The sequence below is a fragment of the Nitrospira marina genome, from assembly GCF_059568365.1.
In genome coordinates this window covers 3,106,799-3,126,704 of sequence record NZ_JCANTH010000001.1, presented here as the reverse complement: position 1 = coordinate 3,126,704, position 19,906 = coordinate 3,106,799, and the positions used below count along the sequence as shown (strand labels likewise).

Here is a 19,906-nt window from a genome sequence, read left to right as displayed (position 1 = left end):
GGGCCGAAACCCGGCTCAGGCAGATACAAATTAAAAAACTATCGTTTGGGTGTAGTGGAAATAGGCTCAGAAGCCCAACGGCAGAAGCCGTTTGTTCCGAATATGAAGGGGGTGAAGCTAGATCATGAGCGCTCACGCCAAAACTTGGAATCAAGTCAACCTGAGCGGGAAACGAGTCCTCAGTTCGCCAAAATTTCGATTGATTCGTATTCTTTCACGAGCCATTAATTCTTTTTTTTCTTCTTTTGCGGTTTAATTTTTTTCCTTTTTTTCCTTTTCTCCTCCTCTTCCTCCTCTATTTCTTTAAGCAACTCTTCCAAGGTAGGTTCCCCGCTGGGATGTGTCACCGTAAAGGCATAATCCTTTTTCGAGATTTTGACGACATCAATCTCTTGATCTAAAAACACTTGAATCTCCTCGAGTCGTCCCTTTTCTTCGCTGCTGCAGAACGAAATCGCAATGCCCTTTTTGATACCCCGCCCAGTTCTTCCCACACGATGCACATAGTTTTCTGCCTTATCCGGGAGGTCATAGTTCAACACATAATGCACATCGGGAATGTCGATGCCGCGTGCGCTGACATCTGTGGCGATTAAAACCTGACAGGCACCTGTTTTAAAAGCGTTCATTACCCCAGCCCGGTCACGCTGATCCTTTTCCCCATGAATTGTCAGTGTGGCTATTCCGACACGACCCATCGCCTTGGCAACCCGTTCAGCGCGCACTCGCGTCCGGACAAACACGATCACCCGGCTCTCAGGATTATCGGTCAGGAATCGCTCCAGGAAAAACCGTTTATCGTCCATTTCAACGAACATCACGTAGTGAGAGACATTTTTGGAGACACGATTGTCCGGCGAGATTTGAATCCGGATAGCCGAATGCCTCACCTGAGAATAGGCCAGTTTTTTGATCTCGGCATTGATGGTTGCCGAGAAAAAGAGCGTTTGATGTTTCTGTGGCAGCTTTTTTTTGATCGCATGGATATCTCCAATAAATCCGAGATCGAGCATGTGATCAGCTTCATCTAACACAAGGGTTTGGACGTGGTTGAGCAGAACATACCCCTGACTGATCAAATCAAACAATCGGCCGGGTGTCGTTATGAGCACATCGATGCCATTCTGAAGTGTTTGTATCTGCGGGTCCTGCTCAACGCCGCCATACATGGCAAACGCTTTGACCTTGGTCTGTTTGGAAAGTTGGGCAAAGACCTCTCCAATCTGCATCGCCAGTTCGTGCGTCGGCACCATGACAATGCATTGGATACCATTTAAGCGTTGACTCCTTTTCCACTGGTCAAGATGATTGATGATCGGGATGGCAAATGCTGCCGTTTTCCCCGTCCCTGTTTGGGCGATGGCCAGAACATCTTCCCCCGCCATGATCGAGGGCATGGCTTTAAATTGGATGTCCGTGGTTTTTACAAACCCGAGTCGGGACAGGTTGTTTTTCAAAGCATCTGAAATGGGATATTTTGCAAACTTCATGGTGTTTCAAGACCTTTTCTTTTCATCAAATCACGCACAACAGGGGTGGATCATTTTGGGAATGCTGAAAAAAGCCGCCAGCGGCGTTCTCGCCATTTTGCCCTGCTCACGTAATAAAAGTACGCTCCGCGCGCCAAAATAGCTGCGGCCTTGCTGGAAGACTGTTTTGATCATTCCCGTCGACCATTGATATCGAATCCCTGTTGAGTGAATACGTGCGGTTTTTCAGAAATATTCAACAGGAATATTCTGATTTCGGACTGTGCCCCAGTCTACTCGGAAATGAACAGACAGGCAAAGAACCTAGGGAGAAGAAATGTGCTTGGGGTCAGCTTGCCATGCGCCATTGGATGGTTCCGACTTGGAATAGCTGAGTGAAACCCAAAGGAGATTTCGCCAATACAGGCAAGGCCTCACAGAATTTTTCCTACACTTTCCTTCTGCGCATGGGCTGCCGACCGACACCCGGCATTAATTCTGAGATTGAAATCGGTGGTAGGTTTGGGCCTACGGCAATGGATTGTCCTGCAGGGGGTACAGACGAGTGCAAGAGAGAGAGGATGACATACTTGTCATTGTAGATGATAGTCACTGAAAATTTGACCTGGTAGTTGAGTCATGAAAGCATTTCAATACTTTTCCCTTCAGAAATATGCTGAGGGAGGATATGCTCTTTGGTTCCCTAAAAAGACCCTCCCTCACTCCGCAATGATGCCTTCCGGTTCATTTGGAGCTTGTACCGGGGAAGGCGAGTTGACCGTAACGGTGAACATGCCCAACACATCCTCCACGACCAGATAGAGACAGGGAATAAGCACGAGCATGATGGCGGTGGCAAAGAGAATTCCAAATCCCAGTGAAATGGCCATGGGAATCATGAACCGGGCCTGACGGGACGTTTCGAATATCATGGGACCCAATCCGCCGAAGGTGGTGAGGGTGGTTAATAGAATGGGCCGGAACCGGCGGATGCCGGCCTGGCAGATGGCATCAAAGGCATGATGTCCTTCCCGCCGCCTGGTATTGGCATAGTCGATCATGATTAAGGAATCATTGACCACCACTCCGCCAAGCGCAATGATCCCCATCATACTGATGATGCTGATGTTGTAGCCCATAATCATATGCCCGATCACCGCACCAACCAACCCGAACGGAATGGATGTCATCACAACGGCCGGTTGAAGGTAACTACGAAACGGCACGGCCAGCAAGACATAAATCAGGATCAATGCCAGTGTCGAACTATATAAAAAACTCTGAAGCGCATCTCGCATATCGGCTTGGCGTCCTTCGAAGCTGTAACTGAGGCCGGGATAATCACGAAGCAGGGCCGGAAGCACGTCGCTTTTCAGTTTATTCAGGACAAGGTTGGTTTCCTTTGCAGGTTGGACATTCGCGGTGAGGGTCACGGTGCGGTGTCCGTCCCGCCGGGTGATTTCCCGAAACGCCCGGCCTTTTTCGACCGTCGCAACCTGATACAACGGCACGTGTGGACCGGCAGGCGTTCGAATTACCAGATTCTCCACGTGGTATTCGCTCGAGCGCTCCGACTCCGGGAATCGCACCAGTACTTTGATCTCGTTCCGCCCTCGTTGCTGGCGAAGGGCTTCCGATCCGTAAAACGCGTTGCGGGCTTGTCTGGCGATATCTCCGGCGGTGAGGCCGAGGCTGCGGGCCTCCTCTTTGATGCGGAAGTCCAGTTGGGGTTTCCCCGGAGAATACCCGTCGTCCACGTCTTTGACACTGCCGAATTCAGCCAGACGGTCGGCCAAATCGGTGCTTGCCTTATCGAGCATGGCAATATTCCGATGGCTGAGTTCAACACTGATCCCGGCCCCGCGCCCCGGTCCCCCGCTATCCGCCTCAAACCGCAGGTATTCCACTCCCGGGAAATCCGGAGTGTGTTCCCGCCAGAGGGTGGTCAATTCGCTGGTACTGAGCGGACGATGGTTCGCATCCGGCAAATAGGCCCGAACGTCGATGGTGTTTTCCAGCACCAGCGCAAAGGTGCCGTTGGTAATATGTTGTCCCGGATACTGGTCGATCACCTTTTCCACGGAATGGATCAACCCGTCCCGGACCCGGATCATTTCCTCTGGAGGACTTCCGAAAGGAAGCGCGGCTGAGGCCTTGGCAAAATCAGCCTCAACGGTGGGCATGAGAATAAAGCCCATGCGTCCGCTGAATGGGTAGGCCAGCACAATGGCAAAAATCCCGAACCCGATGGCAATCGTCAGGTAGCGGTGAGTAATGGCCCGGCGGAGAAAAGGACCATAGGTCCGTTCGACGAATCGGGAAAACCATGCACTGAACCGTTGTTGGGTGTGATGCAGGGTTCTGCCGATGGTGCCGGTCGGATTGGCGCCCGAATGTGCCAGATGGGCTGGAAGGACGAATAAGGCTTCGACCCAGGAAATAATGAATGCGGTCGAGACCACCACGGGAATCACGGCCCAGATTTTTCCGAAAGATCCGGGCATAAACATCAGCGGCAGGAAGGCCACGATATTCGTCAAAATGCTAAAGCTGATGGGAATGGCAATATCCCGTGCCCCCAGGATGGCTGCCTCGCTGAAGGATTTGCCGCGTTGCCGGTATTCATAAATGTTTTCCCCGGCAATAATGGCATCATCCACGACTATCCCGAGCGCAATTATGAATGCAAAGAGGGACACCATATTGATGGACACGTCCATGGCCGGCAGAAAGAGCATGGCCCCCAGAAATGAGGTCGGGATCCCCACCGTCACCCAGAACGCCAGTTTGTATTCCAGAAACAGGGTGAGGATAGCCAGGACCAGCAACAATCCAAGAAATCCATTTTTCAGCAGAAGCGTGAGCCGTTGATAATAGATTTCCGACCGGTCTTTGAGAATGGTGTAATGGATGGAGGCCGGCAGATCAGGAATAATACGGTCCATCGCGGCGCGTGCGCTTTCCGACACACCGATCGGAGTTTGATCTCCCACTCGAAAGATTTCGATGCCAATGGCACGTACCCCGTTAAATGTGGCATACGTTTCGCTTTCCTGGAATCCTTCCGACACGTGGGCGATATCTCCGAGACGCAAGAGCGTTCCCGTTTGGTTGGCAATGATGGGAATGTCGGCAAAGTCTGATGCCCAATCACGTCGTTCCTGTACCCGCAACAAGATTTCGCCACTGGAGGTTTCCACGCTCCCACCCGATCGATCGAGTGCGGTCGCGGCTATGGTTTGTGCAATGTCCTCCAATGTCAGTCCATAGGCCCGGAGGTCTTCTTGAGACACCTCCACATGAATTTCATATGCCCGCGCGCCTTCAAGGTCGACTTGCGTAATGCCGGGTTCTTGTAAGAGGCGGTCCCGAACCTGCTCGGCGACTTCACGAAGCGTCCATTCCGAGACGTCACCATACAACTGAAGCGTCAGGACGTCGCGACGACGGGTATCCAAGGTGACCCGCGGCTTTTCCGTATCCTCCGGAAAGGTGACGATGCGGCTGATCGCCTGTTGAATGTCCTGATAGACTTTTTGATTGTTGGACTTGGCCAGGAGTTCGACGACGACCGTTCCCTGATTTTCCGCGGCCGTGGCCCGGATCTCGTTTACGCCCTCCAGCCCACGCACCCCTTCCTCGATTGCCAGGATCACCCCGTGTTCGACTTCTTCGGGACTTGCGCCCGGAAACGGAACGGTGATGGTGACGGTGTCTTCTTCAAATTCGGGAAAAACCTCCTGCTTAATGTGGGAGGCCATAAACAGTCCACCTAGCAGTAGCGTCAACATGAGCAAATTGGGCGTGACCCGGTTGTGCACCATCCAGGCCAGAGAGCCGGATTCCCGCTGAGGTGGAGACGAGGAAGGGTTAGGTTCCATGGGGAGTCACCGGTGTGTCCGAACGGCTGGTATTCAGGCGAATGGGCATTCCATTCGTGGGGGCGGAAATGTCGGTGACCACTAAGCGGTCTCCCGTTTCCAGGCCTTCAGAAATATAGACCGCATGTTGGCCACGATAGGCGATCGTCACCTGACGAATTTCCAGTGTATTGTCTGTATTCATGAGCCACACGGTGTCCTGATCATGGATCCAGCGACGATTCACCTTGGCCAGCCGGCTGAGTTCCTCCCCCTGAATCTCAGCGCGAAGATACGAACCGAGCAGCACGCGAGGCAGGGCCGCATGCTGTGCTTGAAGATTTAAAGGGTCTTGAATGGCCACCAGGAGTCTGGCCATTCGCCCGTTGGGTTCAAGGTCGGTCAGCAACCGGACCACACGGCCCGTCCGAAATTTTTCTTTTCCCCACACATTTTCCTGAAAGAGTTTGACAGCGGACCCTGGTTCATCAGGTGTGCGAGGAATCGTGATCCAACGTAATTGAGCCATGGGAACGGCTAACTCGACCCAGTATTCTTTCGTTCCCGCAATTGTCACGAGATCGGTGGTGGCGGTCACATAGGTCCCGAGATCGACGTGATGGCGAACGACGGTGGCCTCAAACGGGGCTTTGATGACGGTGCGTGCCAGCGCGAGCTTTGCGGATTGCAGGGCAGCCGCGGCGGCATCCACGTCGGCTTTCATCGCGCGCAGTTGCGGTAGGCGAAGGACCAGGGCCTTTTCCTGGTCGTTGATCGTTGCACCCAATAAATCGAACTCTTGTTTGGCGACAACCTGGTTGCCCTCTTCGAGGAGGAGAGCTACGCGGGCCTTCGCCAAATCGGATTGTCGTTGACGGACAGCCAGCGCATAATCCGCCGGTTCCAAACGAAGAATGGTTTCCTGTGCGTTGAACCGACCGCCGGGAACGAGTTCAGGGTTGACGGAGATGATCTTCCCGTTCACCTGTGACCGGAGTGTGATTTGATGAACAGGCTGGACTTGTCCCCAAGCCTCGATGGTCAGCATCTGTTTGGTCACATTGATTTCAACGGTTTCCACCAGTCGGGGCTGCCTGGGTTTGGGATGACGTTCAGGTTGTGGGGCGGTCTGGACGATCGAAAACGCAATGCCTCCAGCCAGCGCCAGGATCAGAACAGGCAGGACCGCCTTCACCAGGATCAGTCGTATGTTGGAATGGGATGGGGGTAACATGGCTTGGGCGATTTCCGGGATGAATCCCTATCCGGTGGAAATGGTTAATTGCCGGATTTCAGGTTTATTCATGGGCCACCCACCCGCCAGAGCCTTGGCCAGATCAACCCGAAAATCTATGAGTGTCCGCCGGGCGGTCAGGATCTCGCGTTCAAGTTCCTGTTGACTGTTCAGTGCATTGAGCACGTCCAGATAGGCGGTTGCACCATTCAGATACCGGGCTCGCAAGCGTTCGATGACCTGGGTGGCGATGTGGAACTGATCTTCCAGGCTGGAGGTTTTGGCCCGTTGTTGTGTTTCACGAATCAGGGCATTTTCGACCTCCTGGAAGGCTTGAAGGACCGTGAATTCGTAGTTGTGAAGGACTTCAGACCGAGCAGCTTTGTTCAGATCGACTTGCGCCGCCCTCGCTCCTGCATTAAAGATCGGTGCGATGATTTGTGCCGATACGGTGGCTAACCAATTGGCAAACAGTCCTCCCGGAGCCGCGGCAAAGGAACCGCTGGTCAGGGTTGGGGTGAGATTTGTGGTTATCGATCCGGCAAGATCAATGCGCGGGAAACGTTCGGCAATGGCGGCCGCGACACGCGCATCGGCTGCCTGTACTTGGTAAAACGTGGCCTGCACATCAGGACGACGTTGAATGAGTTCTCCGGGCAAGCCAGTATTCGGCAATGGGGGAAGGCGTATCAACGCCTGATTGTCGGGGATCTCCAGAGACTTGGGAGGTTTCCCAAGAAGAATGGCAAGTTGATGGCTCAGCGTTCCGATTTGCGCGTGGACGTCTTTGGTTTTTCCACGCGTTTGTTCCACTAATTGTTTCTGTCGCAGGACATCGGCCGCCGCGGCCACCCCCTGTCGGAACCGCAAGGTGACTAATTGAAGAACTTTCTCGTTGGTCGATATCTGTTTCTCCAACAAAGCCAGTTGGCCTCGTTGTTCGAGCAGGTTATACCAGGTTTTCGCCATCTGACTCGATAAGGTAATCGCGGCGACCGTTAAATCGGCCTGACTGGCCTGCGCATCGAAGTTCGCCGCACTTCCAAAAGCCCGTACCCGTCCCCACAGGTCCAGCTCATAGGCCACCGATACTCCTACAGCAAAACGATCGGTTTGCGTGCCTAAATCCGTACGACTCCGGCTGGCAGTACTGTTTCCATTTAAGAATGGAAAGCGGGGGGCTCCATCACGCACCGCAATGGCCTCCGCCTGTCGCAGGCGGTCCCAGGTGGCCAGCAGAGTCGGGTTATCTTCAAGCGCGCGTTCAATCAACCGGTCAAGGGCCTCGTCTTCAAAGGCTTCCCACCATTTGTCCGGCAACGCATGCTGGCCGGAAAGGGAAAAGGAATCGGGCGGCTGAATCTTCAATTCAATGGGTTGTGGGTCGAACAGACACCCCGTTAACAGCATCAGGGAAATTCCTGTGAGGAGGGCGCGACAATACTGGAGGGTATTCATACGAAGTTGCGAATGACGAGGGAAAATAATTTCTGATTCCTTTATGGATGATACTTGTCTGAACTTCATGGGACCGAAGATGAAGAACGTCTTTTTATTGGATCTTGGGGACGAACACGATCCATCCAGCCGTTTCACCTCCATACTTCTCGGTTAGTATACCCGGGATATTTGCCTGAATTTTTTCCACATCCTTCTTTTTTGTAAGAAAACCTGACAGAATTCTGTTTTGACAAACTTTGATACAATTTTTTTCCCCTCACTCCCGGTTCCGGCGTCATAATAATGAAGAAGGGTGAGCTTGAGGAGCCATATGGATTCGTTACCGCATCTCCTTGTTGTTGACGATCAGCCGGATATCCGCAATCCGCTTTCAAACTATCTCACGCAAAAGGGCTTTCGTCTGAGTAAGGCTGGAAGCGCGGCGGAGGCCCGGAAAATTCTCGAGACCAGCGCCATCGACCTCGTTGTGCTGGATATCATGATGCCGGGAGAAGACGGTCTCTCTCTTTGCCGTCATTTACGTGAAACAAAGGACATTCCCATTATTTTACTCACGGCCATGGCGGAAGAAACCGACCGCGTGATCGGGTTGGAAATGGGCGCGGATGATTATGTCGTCAAACCGTTTAATCCCAGGGAATTGTTGGCACGAATCAAATCCGTGCTCCGGCGGGCGAATAGTCTTCCATGGAAAGAACGGCGCATTGCGGAAAAAACCATTCAATTCGACCGATGGGTCTTACAGGTTTCGCAACGGGAACTCGTCGGAGAGGATGGCGTGGCCATTCCGCTCAGCACCGGGGAATTCGTGCTGTTGACGGTCTTCCTGAATCATCCACGCATGGTGTTGACTCGTGATCAATTACTCGACCTCACCCGCCATCGCGCGGGCGATGTGTTTGATCGCAGTATCGACAATCAGGTTAGCCGGTTGCGAAAAAAAATTGAAATCGATCCCAAGCTTCCTTCCCTGATTAAAACCGTGTGGGGAGGGGGATACACATTTACCGCAGAGGTCACATTACAATGAAATCGGGTCTGCACATTTTCAGACGGGTGTTGCCGAAACGGCTGACCAGCCAGATGATTGCCCTTCTCCTCGCAGCCCTCGTCATTGCGCAAGTGGCCAACTTCCTTATCTTTACCGATGAACGTCGTGCGGCTATTCGATCTGTCGAGCGGACTCAAATTCTCGAACGAACCGCTTCTCTCATCGATCTCATTGAACACAGTCCATCCGGTTTGCATGATCGCATGGTCCAGGCCGCCAGTTCACGAAAATTGTACTACTGGTTGTCGGATACCAGTCAGATTCCTCAAGCCATGCAACAAGGCGACCATGAGTGGATCAGCCGTCTTACGGATTTGCTCAGCAAGAATGATGTGTCTGAACTGCGGTTCATGCTTCCCCCACAGGACGGGTCATGGAAAAAGACCATAGGAGAAGCGCCGGAAGGCGTTCAACCTTCCATTGTACGCAGTAAGGCATCCGGCCCGTCCTTTCCTCTTCCGCTCTCTGAATATGATGCGCCAGGGCTGCTGATTTCCGCGCGTCTCCAGGATGGCCGATGGCTGAATGCCGGCATGGGGATCACCCCATCCCTGGGACGCTGGGCGCTGCCGACTCTCATTTCGATGGGGCTTGCCGGTGGCAGTATCTGCCTGATTGTGGTGTTCATGGTGCAACGTCTCACGCGTCCGCTTCAACAACTCACGGAAGTTGCGGAGCGGGTTGGTCGCGGGGAATCCATCACCCCCATCCCGGAAGAAGGTCCCGTCGATATTCAGCAGACCATCCGGGCATTTAACCGCATGTACGAACGACTGCAACGGTTTGTCCAGGATCGAACGAGAATGCTGGCCGCCATCAGTCACGATTTACGCTCTCCCATTACCTCTCTTCGACTGCAAGTGGAATTGATGAAGGATCAGGAAGCAAGAGGCAAGATCTTGGATACATTGGATGACATGCAACGGATGACCGAAGCCACGCTGGCCTTCGCCCGGGACGAGGCCTCGACGGAGGTATCGCGTTCGGTGGATCTCAGTGCCCTAATTGATAGTCTTTGTCAGGACCTGGCTGATATGGGCATGGATGTGAAATTCGCGAGCGCGCAGAAAACGCCATGCACCTGTCGCCCCATCAGTCTTAAACGGGCCCTTCGTAATCTCATTGAAAATGCGGTGAGCTATGGAGGACAGGTCGAGGTCAAACTTCGACAGCATGACACTGAATTTCAGATTGTGATTCAAGATAGTGGTCCGGGAATTCCGGAGCAGGATTTTGAACGGGTCTTTCAGCCGTTTGTGCGATTGGAGGAATCCCGCAATAAACAAACAGGAGGCATCGGCCTCGGCATGGCCATCGCCCGGTCCATCGTTCGCAATCATGGCGGGGACATTAGTTTGGCCAATCTTCCGGGCGGAGGCTTAACGGTGACGATCCATTTGCCGGCATCGCCCCTTCACCAAGCTGCCGACCAAACCTAGAAGGGTGTTGAAAAAATCCGCCAGCGGCGTTTCTGCCTTTGCCGGGCTCATGACATCCAAGCCGCTGCGGCCTTTCCTTCGAGCAGACTCAGTGCAGGACTGCCTTTTTGAACATCCTCCTTCGCTCATCAGAAAAGTAAAATTTTGGATCCCGATAAGCTCTCAGAAGAATTTTGGGTGTTTCAGCAGCCTGCCAGGCCTAACCGTGAAATTAAGAATATTCACTTATTGGCTCTTGAAACCATCAAGAATCCAAGTCCCTAATAATTCCCGCTTTCTTGTTTTTAGCGCCGGATCTTGACTTATTTTGTCGGTTGACGAAGAATTCCCCGCTGATTTTTCTACTGCAATTTTTAACCATTTAATTGATCCACTGGAGGTCATAACGCCATGAAGCCCCAACCCTTTATTGTCTCACCCGATAACTACCCACCCGCTTTGAATGTGATTGGCACGAAGGTGACCGTGCTTGCGTCAAGTGACGCGACACAAGGCTATGAGATCACTCTGCAGCAAGGCGATGAAGGAATGGGTCCGCCTCTGCATAGTCACGCCTGGGACGAGTCCTTCTATGTCCTTAAAGGACAGATCGAATTCAGTTATGACGACAAATCGGTCATGTGCCTGCCGGGCACACTGGTGCATGTACCCGCCGGTACCGTGCACGGCTTTCGCTACGGCCCAGGCGGCGGAGAGATGTTCGAACTCACCGGCCAGGGCAGCATGGCCACCCGAATGTTCACCGCCTTCAACAATGAAATACCCCCGGGCCCTCCAGACATTCCCAAGGTGCTGGAGGTTCTCAAGGAAAACGGCGTCACCGTCGCGACTTGAGCCCACTCGGCCGGCCACCTTACAAGCTGTCCCGGATCAGCGGCTTCACTCAAAAAAATCGGTTGACGGGAAAGGCTCTGTTTGAGGCTTTCAGGCGAACGATTGCTTGCCAAAAGGTAGGAAATAAAGAGTCTCATCCAAGGCCGTGGTGATTCTCGTTGCATGTCGCCGAATTAACCAAGGGGGATCAATTTCCACTGTTTTATTTTTGTAGACGCGCAACTTGACTTATCCTCTCAATTGACCAAGAATTTCCCTATTCTGTTCAGAGCCTATATATATTCGAATCTCGAAGGAGCCGTATTGAAAAGCACACCCATACATGCCTACCAGCTCATAACGTTTCAGGTTGGATGTGACCTTCATATCAAATATGTTTTACAGAGGGAGGTCGAAGCATGAACCCGAAAATTTCGTTCCCCAAGGAGGCCGTAGCTGCCTTCTGCCGTGAGCATGGAATCAAGCAGTTGGCAGTTTTCGGTTCGGCGCTTCGTGCCGATTTTCGTCCCGACAGCGACATCGATGTGCTGGTCGAGTTTGAACCTGACCAGGCGCCCGGTCTCTTCGGGATCGCGCGGATGGAACGGGAGCTTTCTTCCCTGTTGGGCGGTAGAAAAGTCGATCTGCGAACTCCCCAGGACCTTAGCCGATATTTCCGTCAGCGAATTTTGGAAGAGGCAGAGGTACAGTATGCGCGAGGATGACGGCATTCGGTTCCGTCATATGCTGGATGCTGCACGGGAAGCGGTTGGTTTTGTGCAGGGTCGGACGCGCTCTGATCTAAACCGTGATCGTCAGCTGGTGTTGGCCTTAGTCAAAGGTATCGAGATCATTGGTGAAGCGGCCTACCAAGTGACGCCAGCCACTCGCCAGCAAACTTGCAGTATTCCATGGGATGACATGATCGGTATGCGCCACCGTCTGGTTCACGCCTATTTTGACATCGACCTGGATATTCTTTGGAAAACAGCTCAAGAAGACCTTCCCCAGCTAATCAATGAACTGGAGCGTGTCACTCCTGGAGATATGACCTGATGGCCCAGACCATACAGGACCGCTTCGCAAACCAATTGCCATAAAAGAGCCCATCCAAGGGGGGTATGAGCACGGGGATGTTTGGTATGTTGAGGCTGCCCCCCAACGCTATTCGCACAAGCCGGGGTCTTAGCCCTCATTAGCTGAGGCCTCCCTTACTGCCTGAAGCCAAGAATCGCAGTCCAACAGAGGATGGGCATGCTGTGGATAGTGGAATAACGCCGAAAGCGGATTGCGCGATTGCAAGGCTTGATCCTCGAAATGGAAATAGTCATTTCAAGGGCCAAGTGTGTGACAAGAGGAGATGAATATATGCGTGCGTGGTTAATGGATGACTATGAGGGTGTCGAAAAATTACGGCTTGGTGAAGTGCCGGAGCCACAGCCGGGTCCGGCACAAGTGCTGCTAAGGGTAAGATTTGCAGCGCTGAACCCGGCTGATGCCTTCCTTGCGCGCAGGATGTACCCGGCCAATCCATCGCTGCCTCACATTCTTGGACGTGATGGGGTGGGTGATGTGATAGCGGTGGGGTCCGGTGTCGAAAGCGTACGCGTAGGCGAGACCGTTGGGATTTTGCGTTGCGAGGTGGGTGTCGAGACATGGGGAACACTTGCTGAGAAGGTGGTGGTTCCGAGGGAAAGTGTGACTCCTATCCCTGCCGGCTGGTCGTGTAAAGAAATGGCCGGGGCTCCGTTGGTCTTTTTGACCGCTTGGCAAGCGTTGACTCAATGGGCGGATCCTCCGGCACCGCCATCTGCGGGATCTGTTCTCCTCGTGACTGGCGCCTCCGGTGGTGTCGGTGTGGCATCGGTGCTGCTAGGGAAATCGATGGATCTTACGGTAGTGGCCCTCTCGCGCAGCGCAGAGAAGAGGGCCAAGTTAAAGCAGCTAGGAGCTGACTTCGTGTTCGATCCGATGGACAGCAAACTTTCGGAGGCGGTGATGGCGGCACTGGGCCCGCGAAAAGTCGATCTCGTTGTAGATAGTGTGGGAGGCGCGCTGCTTCCACAGGTTGTGGCTCTGCTTGGATATGGCGGGCGGATCAGCGTCGTCGGCCGGAGCGGAGGAACGGTGCCGGAGTTCAACACCTCGACCCTGTTTTTCCGTCGCATCCGAATGGGCGGAGCCTCGGTTGGAGACTATACCGCTCAGGAAGCGCATGTGGGGTGGAAACACATCGTCGGTCGGCTGGATGTCATGGGGCAGCGACCACAGGTGGATTCCATTGTCCCCTTCGAGGAAGTGAAGATGGGATTTGACCGATTGGCCCAGGGGCCGATGGGAAAGGTGCTGGTGCAAGTAGCTGATTAAGAACAGGCTGGGTCACCCTGTCGTCAGTTGTAAAAAAGATAAAAGAGGAGATTGTCTGATCGCAACGGATCATTTTTACATAGACTTTTAATTCACCCTCTCTTGACAATCCTTTTCTATTTTCCTCCACCTACAACTTGACATAATTCGTTGAATAACCAAGAATCGTGGGAGCAAAAAACCCCACAGGGGCCTTTACGACTCATTACAATCGTAACCACACCTAAAAAAATTTATTTACTTGAAATTCACAAGATAAATATGTCTACCAAGGTTTCCCTGCCTGACATCCCTGAAGGAAAATGGCTCGAGGATTTCGTCGCCGCGTTCTTTCAGACCGCAGGCCAATATGTTGAGAGAAAAATTATTCAGCGAGAGACTGAGGAAGTTCTGGAGTTAGATCTCCTCACTACTGCCTATAATGCTTCAATGCCCACATATCTTTTGGCGGAAGTCAAATCTGGCGTATGGGGCTTTTCTGATCTATTCAAGTTAAGCGGTTGGCTTCACTATCTCCAACTTAAAGATGCCGTTTTTGTGGTGACAAAAGACAAAAACAAACTAGATTTCTACATAGAAAAGGCCAAGGGACTTTCAATACGTCTTATTTTTATTCCTGATTTGAGGGAGGCAGCGAAACCTCTTGCGGCGGTGACAGGCATTGGGAGCCCCCAGCAGTTGGACGTTACTGTCTGGCGGTTCTCTTATTGGCTCGACAGAATCTTTGAAACCGACCTAATACATAAGAAGAAAACAGCAACGAATGAACAGCGTTATGTTGCACTTGCTGATTACCTGCATGCGATAAACAGTGGGGCTTTTTTCCGCCAGACCATTAGCGAACGAATGGATCATCTGTGCTCTGTTTATAAGGAATATCCCAATATCTCTTCTCGAGTTTCTGCCGAAATGGCAGGCTCCTCGTTTGAGGGAGAATATGCTGGGGTTGAAAATGCAGTTTTTAATAGAACTTTTTATGACTGCGAATACAATGATTTGCAAATATCAGCCTACATTGAACACCGAGCCAGACTCGCGTTGATGAAGTATGCCACTGACTTTATTTTGTATACCAAGAGTGGCCGGCATGACATTGCCAAGGATTCCCGTAAGTTAAAAATATTCGACCGCGAAATTGAGTTGTCCTCATTCGAGTCCTTACCGGTGACTTTTCGCGAGGGCATTAAAAAAATAAAGGATGAGCCATATTTTCACCGGTATCCAATCTTCTGGCAGTGGTTTATGTGGGCATATGGGGGGTTCATCCTGCTTGATAAAGAGGAAGATGAATACGCTCACATGGCAGAGCGTATAGGCATCCCAGTTGAAGAGATTCCTCGCGCGCTTCAAGCGTACGACGCCTTTTTCCCAACAACTGGAACCTGGTTCAGTGACACATCTCCAAATGCATGTATACGAAAGCTTAAGATGTTCCCCGTGCCTTTTATGGGACTGGGTGCTTTCTTTCGCCGACGTATTTATGAGGTTAACAAATTTAGCGACCTTCCCTTATCTGGCCGCTACACCATTACTGACTTAGTAAATTGGAACAATTCTGCCGTAAGAGTGCTGACAAAATAGTACGAGACCAAAAGACAGAGTGTGGGTGCTTGAATGCAAAACTCTGGGCTTTCTCCAGCTTCTAATCACCATCACCCTATAGGAGTTTCCAACGCATGGCGAAGCCCGTCCACCGTATCGGTGTGATCACCGGAGATCCCCGATTGGCAGATCCGACGAAACGTGATGCGCAATATAATGAAGAGGACACGGCGACGCACAATGCGATGAAGGCTGCCTTTCAGGAGCTTTCAGATCATACGTTTCTGTTTTATGACGACCATGCCCGTCTGTTTGGGCAGCTTCAGCAGGATCGTCCGGATTTAGTCGTCAATTTTTGCGATACGGGGTTTCGCAATGTGCCCGCTCAGGAACTCAACATTCCCGCGTATCTGGAGATGTTGGGGATTCCGTATACCGGCGCGCCGCCGTCGGCCATGGTTATCTGTTTTGACAAGGCGATTGTCCGGCTGGTGGCCCAGTCGCATGGCGTCCCGGTCCCGCGTGAGTATTTTATCGAGGGTGGAGCGTCGCTTGAGGCCCTGCCCGATTTTTATCCTGCGTTGATTAAGCCCAATGCGGCTGATGGGAGTGTGGGTATTACCAAGGATGCCGTGGTCCGGTCCCCGGAAGAAGCGCGCGAATATCTGCACTGGTTGCGTTCCACACTTCCCGGTCGTGATGCGCTGATGCAGGAATATCTTCCCGGCCCGGAATACGGCATCGGCGTGATCGGCAATCCTGAAACCGATTTTTGTATCCTGCCCACTCTTGAAGTCGATTTTTCTCGGCTGCCCGTTGGCCTCGAGCCGATCTTGTCCTTTGAATCGAAGGCCTACCCGGACTCGCCCTACTGGACAGATATCAAATTTAAACAGGCTGTCCTCGATCCGGGTCTTGAGAAACAGATAAAAGACTGGGTGCGGATCTTGTTCAGGAGATTTCAGTTGCGCGACTATGCACGGTTTGATTTTCGTGTCGGATCGGATGGTAAGCCAAAGCTGATGGAGGTGAATCCGAATCCCGCGTGGGCTAATGACGGGAAACTGGCCTTTATGGCGGGATTTGCGGGAATCAAATATGGAGAGATGTTACACAAGATTCTTCAGGCGGCCATCAACCGGATGTCTGTCGCAGCCAGTTAGAGAAGCGACCGTGGAATCGCCAGTGCCCAGTCATGTCGTTTGATCAGTTGATCGCCGTGATAGGCTTCCAATTCTCCCGCAAACTGAAAGGTTTCGGTTGTGGCGGTGAGCCGTGTCCGACACTCCAGCCAAATCGACCAGTCCCGCCGTTTCAAGTGGGCGGTCTGTGTGAGTTCCGTTTGAGCCGACAGCGCATCCTTTTCAAGAATCCGATACCGTTTAAAGAGGGTGTATCCCACATCGAGATCGATCTCTTCAATTCTGGCATGTGAGGCCCCGTCAAATTCTCCCCCGTCACTCCGTAACGTGTAGACCATTTCGTTGCTGGCCAGATCGATTTCAATGGTTCGCCGCATGCTGAGTTGCCGGAGTTTTTTATGCGGGGTGCCGGGTGCGGCTTCGGGTGGCCCGAACGGCCGTAGCGCTTCGTCTTCCTGGCGGGGAGGGCGCACGGGAAGGGTCACGTTGCTCATCCCTGTGCGGACAGTCAACGTCACGGGAACGGGTGGCGGCCAGGCAATCGGCCAGTAACTGGTGGACAGTGAGAGCCTGATACGGGAGCCGGGAGGGAACGCATGGGCAAAGTCGTTGAGTTGCACCCGTACCTGATACCATTTGCCCGGTTCGAGCGGTTGAGGTGTTTCATGACTCTCACGATGCGTGAGATTCAATAGTCCATATGTGACACGCAGAACGGATCCGTCGGGGGCAACTTCTCCCAGACGGACAGCGATCATCGCCACCGGTTGATTGACGCACAGATCAAGTTCCACGACCGGTGCGCCCAAGACCTCAAGTCGTTCGGTGAGCGGATCGCTATCGAAGACAAGCGAACCGCCATCGTCGGGTCGTTGATCGCGCGGCATTTCCCCATCCGCCCCGAATCCGCACCATTCTCCGGACCGGACCCCGGTTGTCTGGGGTGAGCAAAACGACAACTCCGTGGGTTTCTCAGGAGTAGGGGAGAGATGTCCCGGTTCCAAAAACCACCGTTGCTCGCCGATGCGAGGACTCGGCCAGGTTTCTTCCGCTACCCATCTGCCGGGCCATACGGCATATTGGGGTTGTGGCATCTGACTCTCTTGCATCCATACCCGAAATGCCGGTTCATCCATGATTCCTGTCTTCTCCCCCTTCAGCCAGTGGTTCCACCACCGGACGGCTTCCTGCAGAAAGCCGATGGCGGGGCCGGGGACGCCGTCCTGCGGAAAGACATGGGCCCAGGGACCGATGAGCGATTTTTTCGGACAGGAGAGATGGGTCATCAATCGGGGAATGGCGTTGGTATAGCCATCGGCCCAGCCACCAATGGCATAGACCGGACAGCGAATGGCGTCGTAGTTTTCGCACACCGACCCGTGTTTCCAATAATTGTCCCGCGATTGGTGCCGCATCCAGACCACGGGAAACGGTTCGAGATTGTTTAACCGTTGCTGCCACATATCCCACCATTGGTCGCCGACAATTTCCGGATCGGGTGGCAACGCCGAGTAGAGGGTTAGCATGGAACCCCATTGCATATTTTCGTTCAGGAGGCAGCCGCCCATATAATGCGCGTCATCGGCGTACCGGTCATCCGTTGAACACAAGGTCATGATGGCTTTCAAATTCGACGGATTCCGGGCGGCGACCTGGAGCGCATTAAACCCGCCCCACGAAATCCCCATCATCCCGATCGCGCCCGAACACCAGGGTTGTTTCGCAATCCAGGTGATGACTTCCAGGGCGTCGTCATGCTCCTGATGGGAGTATTCATCATGCAGGATCCCTTCTGAATCCCCTGATCCCCGGATATCCACGCGGATGCTGGCATAGCCATGCGCCGCAAAATAGCGATGGATGGGCTCGTCCCGTGATCGCATAAAGTCCCGTTTGCGATAGGGGAGGTATTCCAAAATGGCCGGAACCGGCTCCGTATCGGCTGACTTCGGCAACCAGATACGCGCGGCGATGCGGCATCCGTCCGACATCGTAATCCAGGTGTTTTCGATTTCGGTAATGCGATCGAGGATGGTGTAATCGATGAGCATCAAAATTCTCTAAATTTTTCGACAGTCTGTTCATGCCGTTCCGCATTCGAGTCGCGGAGAGTTTTTGGAGCGGGGGGGCGATTGGGTTGAAACTGATGGGTGGACCAAAAACTCAGCGCCAGCTTTTTTCTGACTTCGAATCCCGTTTCAAGATCCCAGCAGTTGACGATAGCCAGACGAAATCCGCCTGGTGGCATGGAGTGGTCCTTCGGAGGTTTCTCTTCATGGAACGTGATCTGAATGCTGGAGACGTGTGGTGTTTGGCGCAACTGGGCGATCACGTCTTTGGGTGGATGCTGATAATGAACGCCATGGGCGCCAAACAAGACGACACTGTACCCTTCCTGTCGATGGGAATCATCAAATTGCCATTGTTCTTCCGCATACAGCCGAACGAGGGACCCAACCCAACCGGCGCCGTACAAATCCGGCCATTGGTCTGCGAATCGTAAATGTACCTCGATGATTTTGCCGCCGATCGTCTCGAAGTTAATCATGCCGGTGTATCCGGCAAGATGCCGGCGCAGCCAGTCGCCACAGTAGGCTTCGATGGTTGGAATTGGCGTTGCCAACACCGTCCAATAATCGAACATTCCTCCTTCCAACGGTTTGCCCGTGGCATGTCGCCACCAGTGGGGTTCCCCCTTGACCACGGCGACGTCGCTGGACACATGATCGCCTTGGAGTAACGGCATCCACATGTGTCCCGGTCGTTCCAAATGTTTGTATTCTTTTAACGAACGCAACACGCGGCTCCCGGCACCCATGCCGCGCATGTTGTAAATCGGTTTGGAAAACACGGGAAAGAAGGATGGATCCAGCCCATGCGGAGCACACGGCAGGTTTTGGCTCTCGGCAATCATCAGTTTGTTATAGATCCACTTGTACTGTGGGTACCATGCCCAGGCATCGCCGTCTTCGGTAGGGATGTTGACTTCCGGCGGGCATGGAATGCCCTCGAAATACTGCATTCTCCAGGGATCAGCTTCACAAATCGGCATGCTCACCTCATCCTTTCATCATTCATCTGTCATGGAACCCCTACCATACTAATTGAGATGAAGTCATGCAATACGATTGTTTGCTTCCGTCGGAGGCTGGTTCATCAAATTGTCTTGTTCCTGGGCGATTCTCTTTTCTAAATTTTCAACCATCCCCCGCAACTAATCTTTTAAACGATCGCGTACAGGTCGGCGGTGACTTCTCCTGCCAGGTCAGCCACAAATGGACAAAAGCCAACGACTTATTTTGTTCATAAGGGATTCCCCGGAGTTTTCTGGGACCAGACGAATCCCCGGTCGAAAAGAGAAAAGTATCCATTCCCTTCAGAATGATAATGTTTCATGATGACAGGAGCCATGTTCAAAGTCTTATGGACGCTCAGGTGCTTCGATGAATTAATTGATAAATCTGTATAGGCCGGAATACAGCCATTCTTTTGCCAATCATTACTAATCACCTTTAATCAAGAGGATCT

Annotated in this window: 14 protein-coding genes and 1 pseudogene; 9 read left to right on the top strand and 6 right to left on the bottom strand. The window is 52.7% G+C overall.

The annotated features are described in order from the left end of the window. Nucleotides 1-29 precede the first annotated feature (29 nt). Nucleotides 30-125, top strand: a pseudogene (locus LX98_RS13245) (phosphotyrosine protein phosphatase); the annotation flags it as partial. A 99-nt stretch (nt 126-224) separates the two neighbouring features. On the opposite strand, the gene LX98_RS13240 reads toward LX98_RS13245, so the two are convergent. The 4 genes from LX98_RS13240 to LX98_RS13225 all read right to left on the bottom strand — a co-directional run bounded on the left by LX98_RS13240 (nt 225) and on the right by LX98_RS13225 (nt 8,021). After that, on the bottom strand, nt 225-1,490 hold the full coding sequence (locus LX98_RS13240) for a DEAD/DEAH box helicase (RefSeq protein WP_496429348.1): 1,266 nt from the start codon (nt 1,488-1,490) through the stop codon (nt 225-227). 698 nt (nt 1,491-2,188) lie between these two features. Next, nucleotides 2,189-5,350 carry an efflux RND transporter permease subunit gene (locus LX98_RS13235; RefSeq protein WP_496429347.1) on the bottom strand — a complete coding sequence of 1,054 codons (3,162 nt, stop codon included), beginning with the start codon at nt 5,348-5,350 and terminating at the stop codon, nt 2,189-2,191. Beyond that, nucleotides 5,340-6,563 (bottom strand): efflux RND transporter periplasmic adaptor subunit, encoded by a 1,224-nt coding sequence (locus tag LX98_RS13230; RefSeq protein ID WP_496429346.1) that lies wholly within the window; start codon nt 6,561-6,563, stop codon nt 5,340-5,342. The genes LX98_RS13235 and LX98_RS13230 overlap by 11 nt, the downstream gene beginning before the upstream one ends. Nucleotides 6,564-6,590: 27 nt before the next feature. After that, nucleotides 6,591-8,021: an efflux transporter outer membrane subunit gene (locus tag LX98_RS13225; protein ID WP_496429345.1), complete on the bottom strand. Its 1,431-nt coding sequence runs from the start codon at nt 8,019-8,021 to the stop codon at nt 6,591-6,593. Between the two features lie 313 nt (nt 8,022-8,334). Here LX98_RS13225 and LX98_RS13220 point away from each other — a divergent pair, with 313 nt between their 5' ends. From LX98_RS13220 to LX98_RS13185, 8 genes are all read left to right on the top strand, one after another. After that, on the top strand, nt 8,335-9,054 hold the full coding sequence (locus tag LX98_RS13220) for a response regulator (RefSeq protein WP_496429344.1): 720 nt from the start codon (nt 8,335-8,337) through the stop codon (nt 9,052-9,054). Further along, entirely contained in the window at nt 9,051-10,514 is a 1,464-nt protein-coding gene (locus LX98_RS13215; RefSeq protein ID WP_496429343.1) for an ATP-binding protein, read from the top strand. Before LX98_RS13220 ends, LX98_RS13215 begins: the two co-directional genes overlap by 4 nt. 390 nt (nt 10,515-10,904) lie before the next feature. Further along, nucleotides 10,905-11,348, top strand: coding sequence for a cupin domain-containing protein (locus LX98_RS13210; RefSeq protein ID WP_496429342.1), 444 nt, complete (start codon nt 10,905-10,907; stop codon nt 11,346-11,348). Between the two features lie 398 nt (nt 11,349-11,746). Then, complete coding sequence (locus tag LX98_RS13205) at nt 11,747-12,052, top strand: nucleotidyltransferase domain-containing protein (protein ID WP_496429341.1); 306 nt, start codon at nt 11,747-11,749, stop codon at nt 12,050-12,052. After that, the gene (locus LX98_RS13200; RefSeq protein ID WP_496429340.1) at nt 12,039-12,383 is read left to right on the top strand and encodes a HepT-like ribonuclease domain-containing protein; all 345 of its coding nucleotides are present in this window, start codon (nt 12,039-12,041) and stop codon (nt 12,381-12,383) included. The genes LX98_RS13205 and LX98_RS13200 overlap by 14 nt, the downstream gene beginning before the upstream one ends. 312 nt (nt 12,384-12,695) lie before the next feature. After that, nucleotides 12,696-13,694: a zinc-binding dehydrogenase gene (locus tag LX98_RS13195; RefSeq protein WP_496429339.1), complete on the top strand. Its 999-nt coding sequence runs from the start codon at nt 12,696-12,698 to the stop codon at nt 13,692-13,694. A gap of 150 nt (nt 13,695-13,844) precedes the next feature. After that, on the top strand, nt 13,845-15,275 hold the full coding sequence (locus tag LX98_RS13190) for a histone H3 family protein (protein WP_496429338.1): 1,431 nt from the start codon (nt 13,845-13,847) through the stop codon (nt 15,273-15,275). A gap of 95 nt (nt 15,276-15,370) precedes the next feature. Beyond that, entirely contained in the window at nt 15,371-16,399 is a 1,029-nt protein-coding gene (locus LX98_RS13185) for a D-alanine--D-alanine ligase family protein (protein ID WP_496429337.1), read from the top strand. Here LX98_RS13185 and LX98_RS13180 read toward each other — a convergent pair. Both LX98_RS13180 and LX98_RS13175 read right to left on the bottom strand, forming a co-directional pair. Next, the gene (locus LX98_RS13180; protein ID WP_496429336.1) at nt 16,396-18,429 is read right to left on the bottom strand and encodes a CocE/NonD family hydrolase; all 2,034 of its coding nucleotides are present in this window, start codon (nt 18,427-18,429) and stop codon (nt 16,396-16,398) included. The two genes, LX98_RS13185 and LX98_RS13180, sit on opposite strands and share 4 nt — an antisense overlap. Next, nucleotides 18,429-19,430 (bottom strand): hypothetical protein, encoded by a 1,002-nt coding sequence (locus LX98_RS13175; RefSeq protein ID WP_496429335.1) that lies wholly within the window; start codon nt 19,428-19,430, stop codon nt 18,429-18,431. The genes LX98_RS13180 and LX98_RS13175 overlap by 1 nt, the downstream gene beginning before the upstream one ends. Nucleotides 19,431-19,906 lie beyond the last annotated feature (476 nt).

Bases quoted from the DNA above. Each gene is read 5' to 3' on its own strand.
- LX98_RS13215 (WP_496429343.1), top strand. From the start codon at position 9,051: ATGAAATCGGGTCTGCACATTTTCAGACGGGTGTTGCCGAAACGGCTG.
- LX98_RS13200 (WP_496429340.1), top strand. From the start codon at position 12,039: ATGCGCGAGGATGACGGCATTCGGTTCCGTCATATGCTGGATGCTGCA.
- LX98_RS13220 (WP_496429344.1), top strand. From the start codon at position 8,335: ATGGATTCGTTACCGCATCTCCTTGTTGTTGACGATCAGCCGGATATC.
- LX98_RS13185 (WP_496429337.1), top strand. From the start codon at position 15,371: ATGGCGAAGCCCGTCCACCGTATCGGTGTGATCACCGGAGATCCCCGA.
- LX98_RS13225 (WP_496429345.1), bottom strand. From the start codon at position 8,021: ATGAATACCCTCCAGTATTGTCGCGCCCTCCTCACAGGAATTTCCCTG.
- LX98_RS13175 (WP_496429335.1), bottom strand. From the start codon at position 19,430: ATGCCGATTTGTGAAGCTGATCCCTGGAGAATGCAGTATTTCGAGGGC.
- LX98_RS13240 (WP_496429348.1), bottom strand. From the start codon at position 1,490: ATGAAGTTTGCAAAATATCCCATTTCAGATGCTTTGAAAAACAACCTG.
- LX98_RS13180 (WP_496429336.1), bottom strand. From the start codon at position 18,429: ATGCTCATCGATTACACCATCCTCGATCGCATTACCGAAATCGAAAAC.
- LX98_RS13195 (WP_496429339.1), top strand. From the start codon at position 12,696: ATGCGTGCGTGGTTAATGGATGACTATGAGGGTGTCGAAAAATTACGG.
- LX98_RS13205 (WP_496429341.1), top strand. From the start codon at position 11,747: ATGAACCCGAAAATTTCGTTCCCCAAGGAGGCCGTAGCTGCCTTCTGC.
- LX98_RS13235 (WP_496429347.1), bottom strand. From the start codon at position 5,350: ATGGAACCTAACCCTTCCTCGTCTCCACCTCAGCGGGAATCCGGCTCT.
- LX98_RS13210 (WP_496429342.1), top strand. From the start codon at position 10,905: ATGAAGCCCCAACCCTTTATTGTCTCACCCGATAACTACCCACCCGCT.
- LX98_RS13230 (WP_496429346.1), bottom strand. From the start codon at position 6,563: ATGTTACCCCCATCCCATTCCAACATACGACTGATCCTGGTGAAGGCG.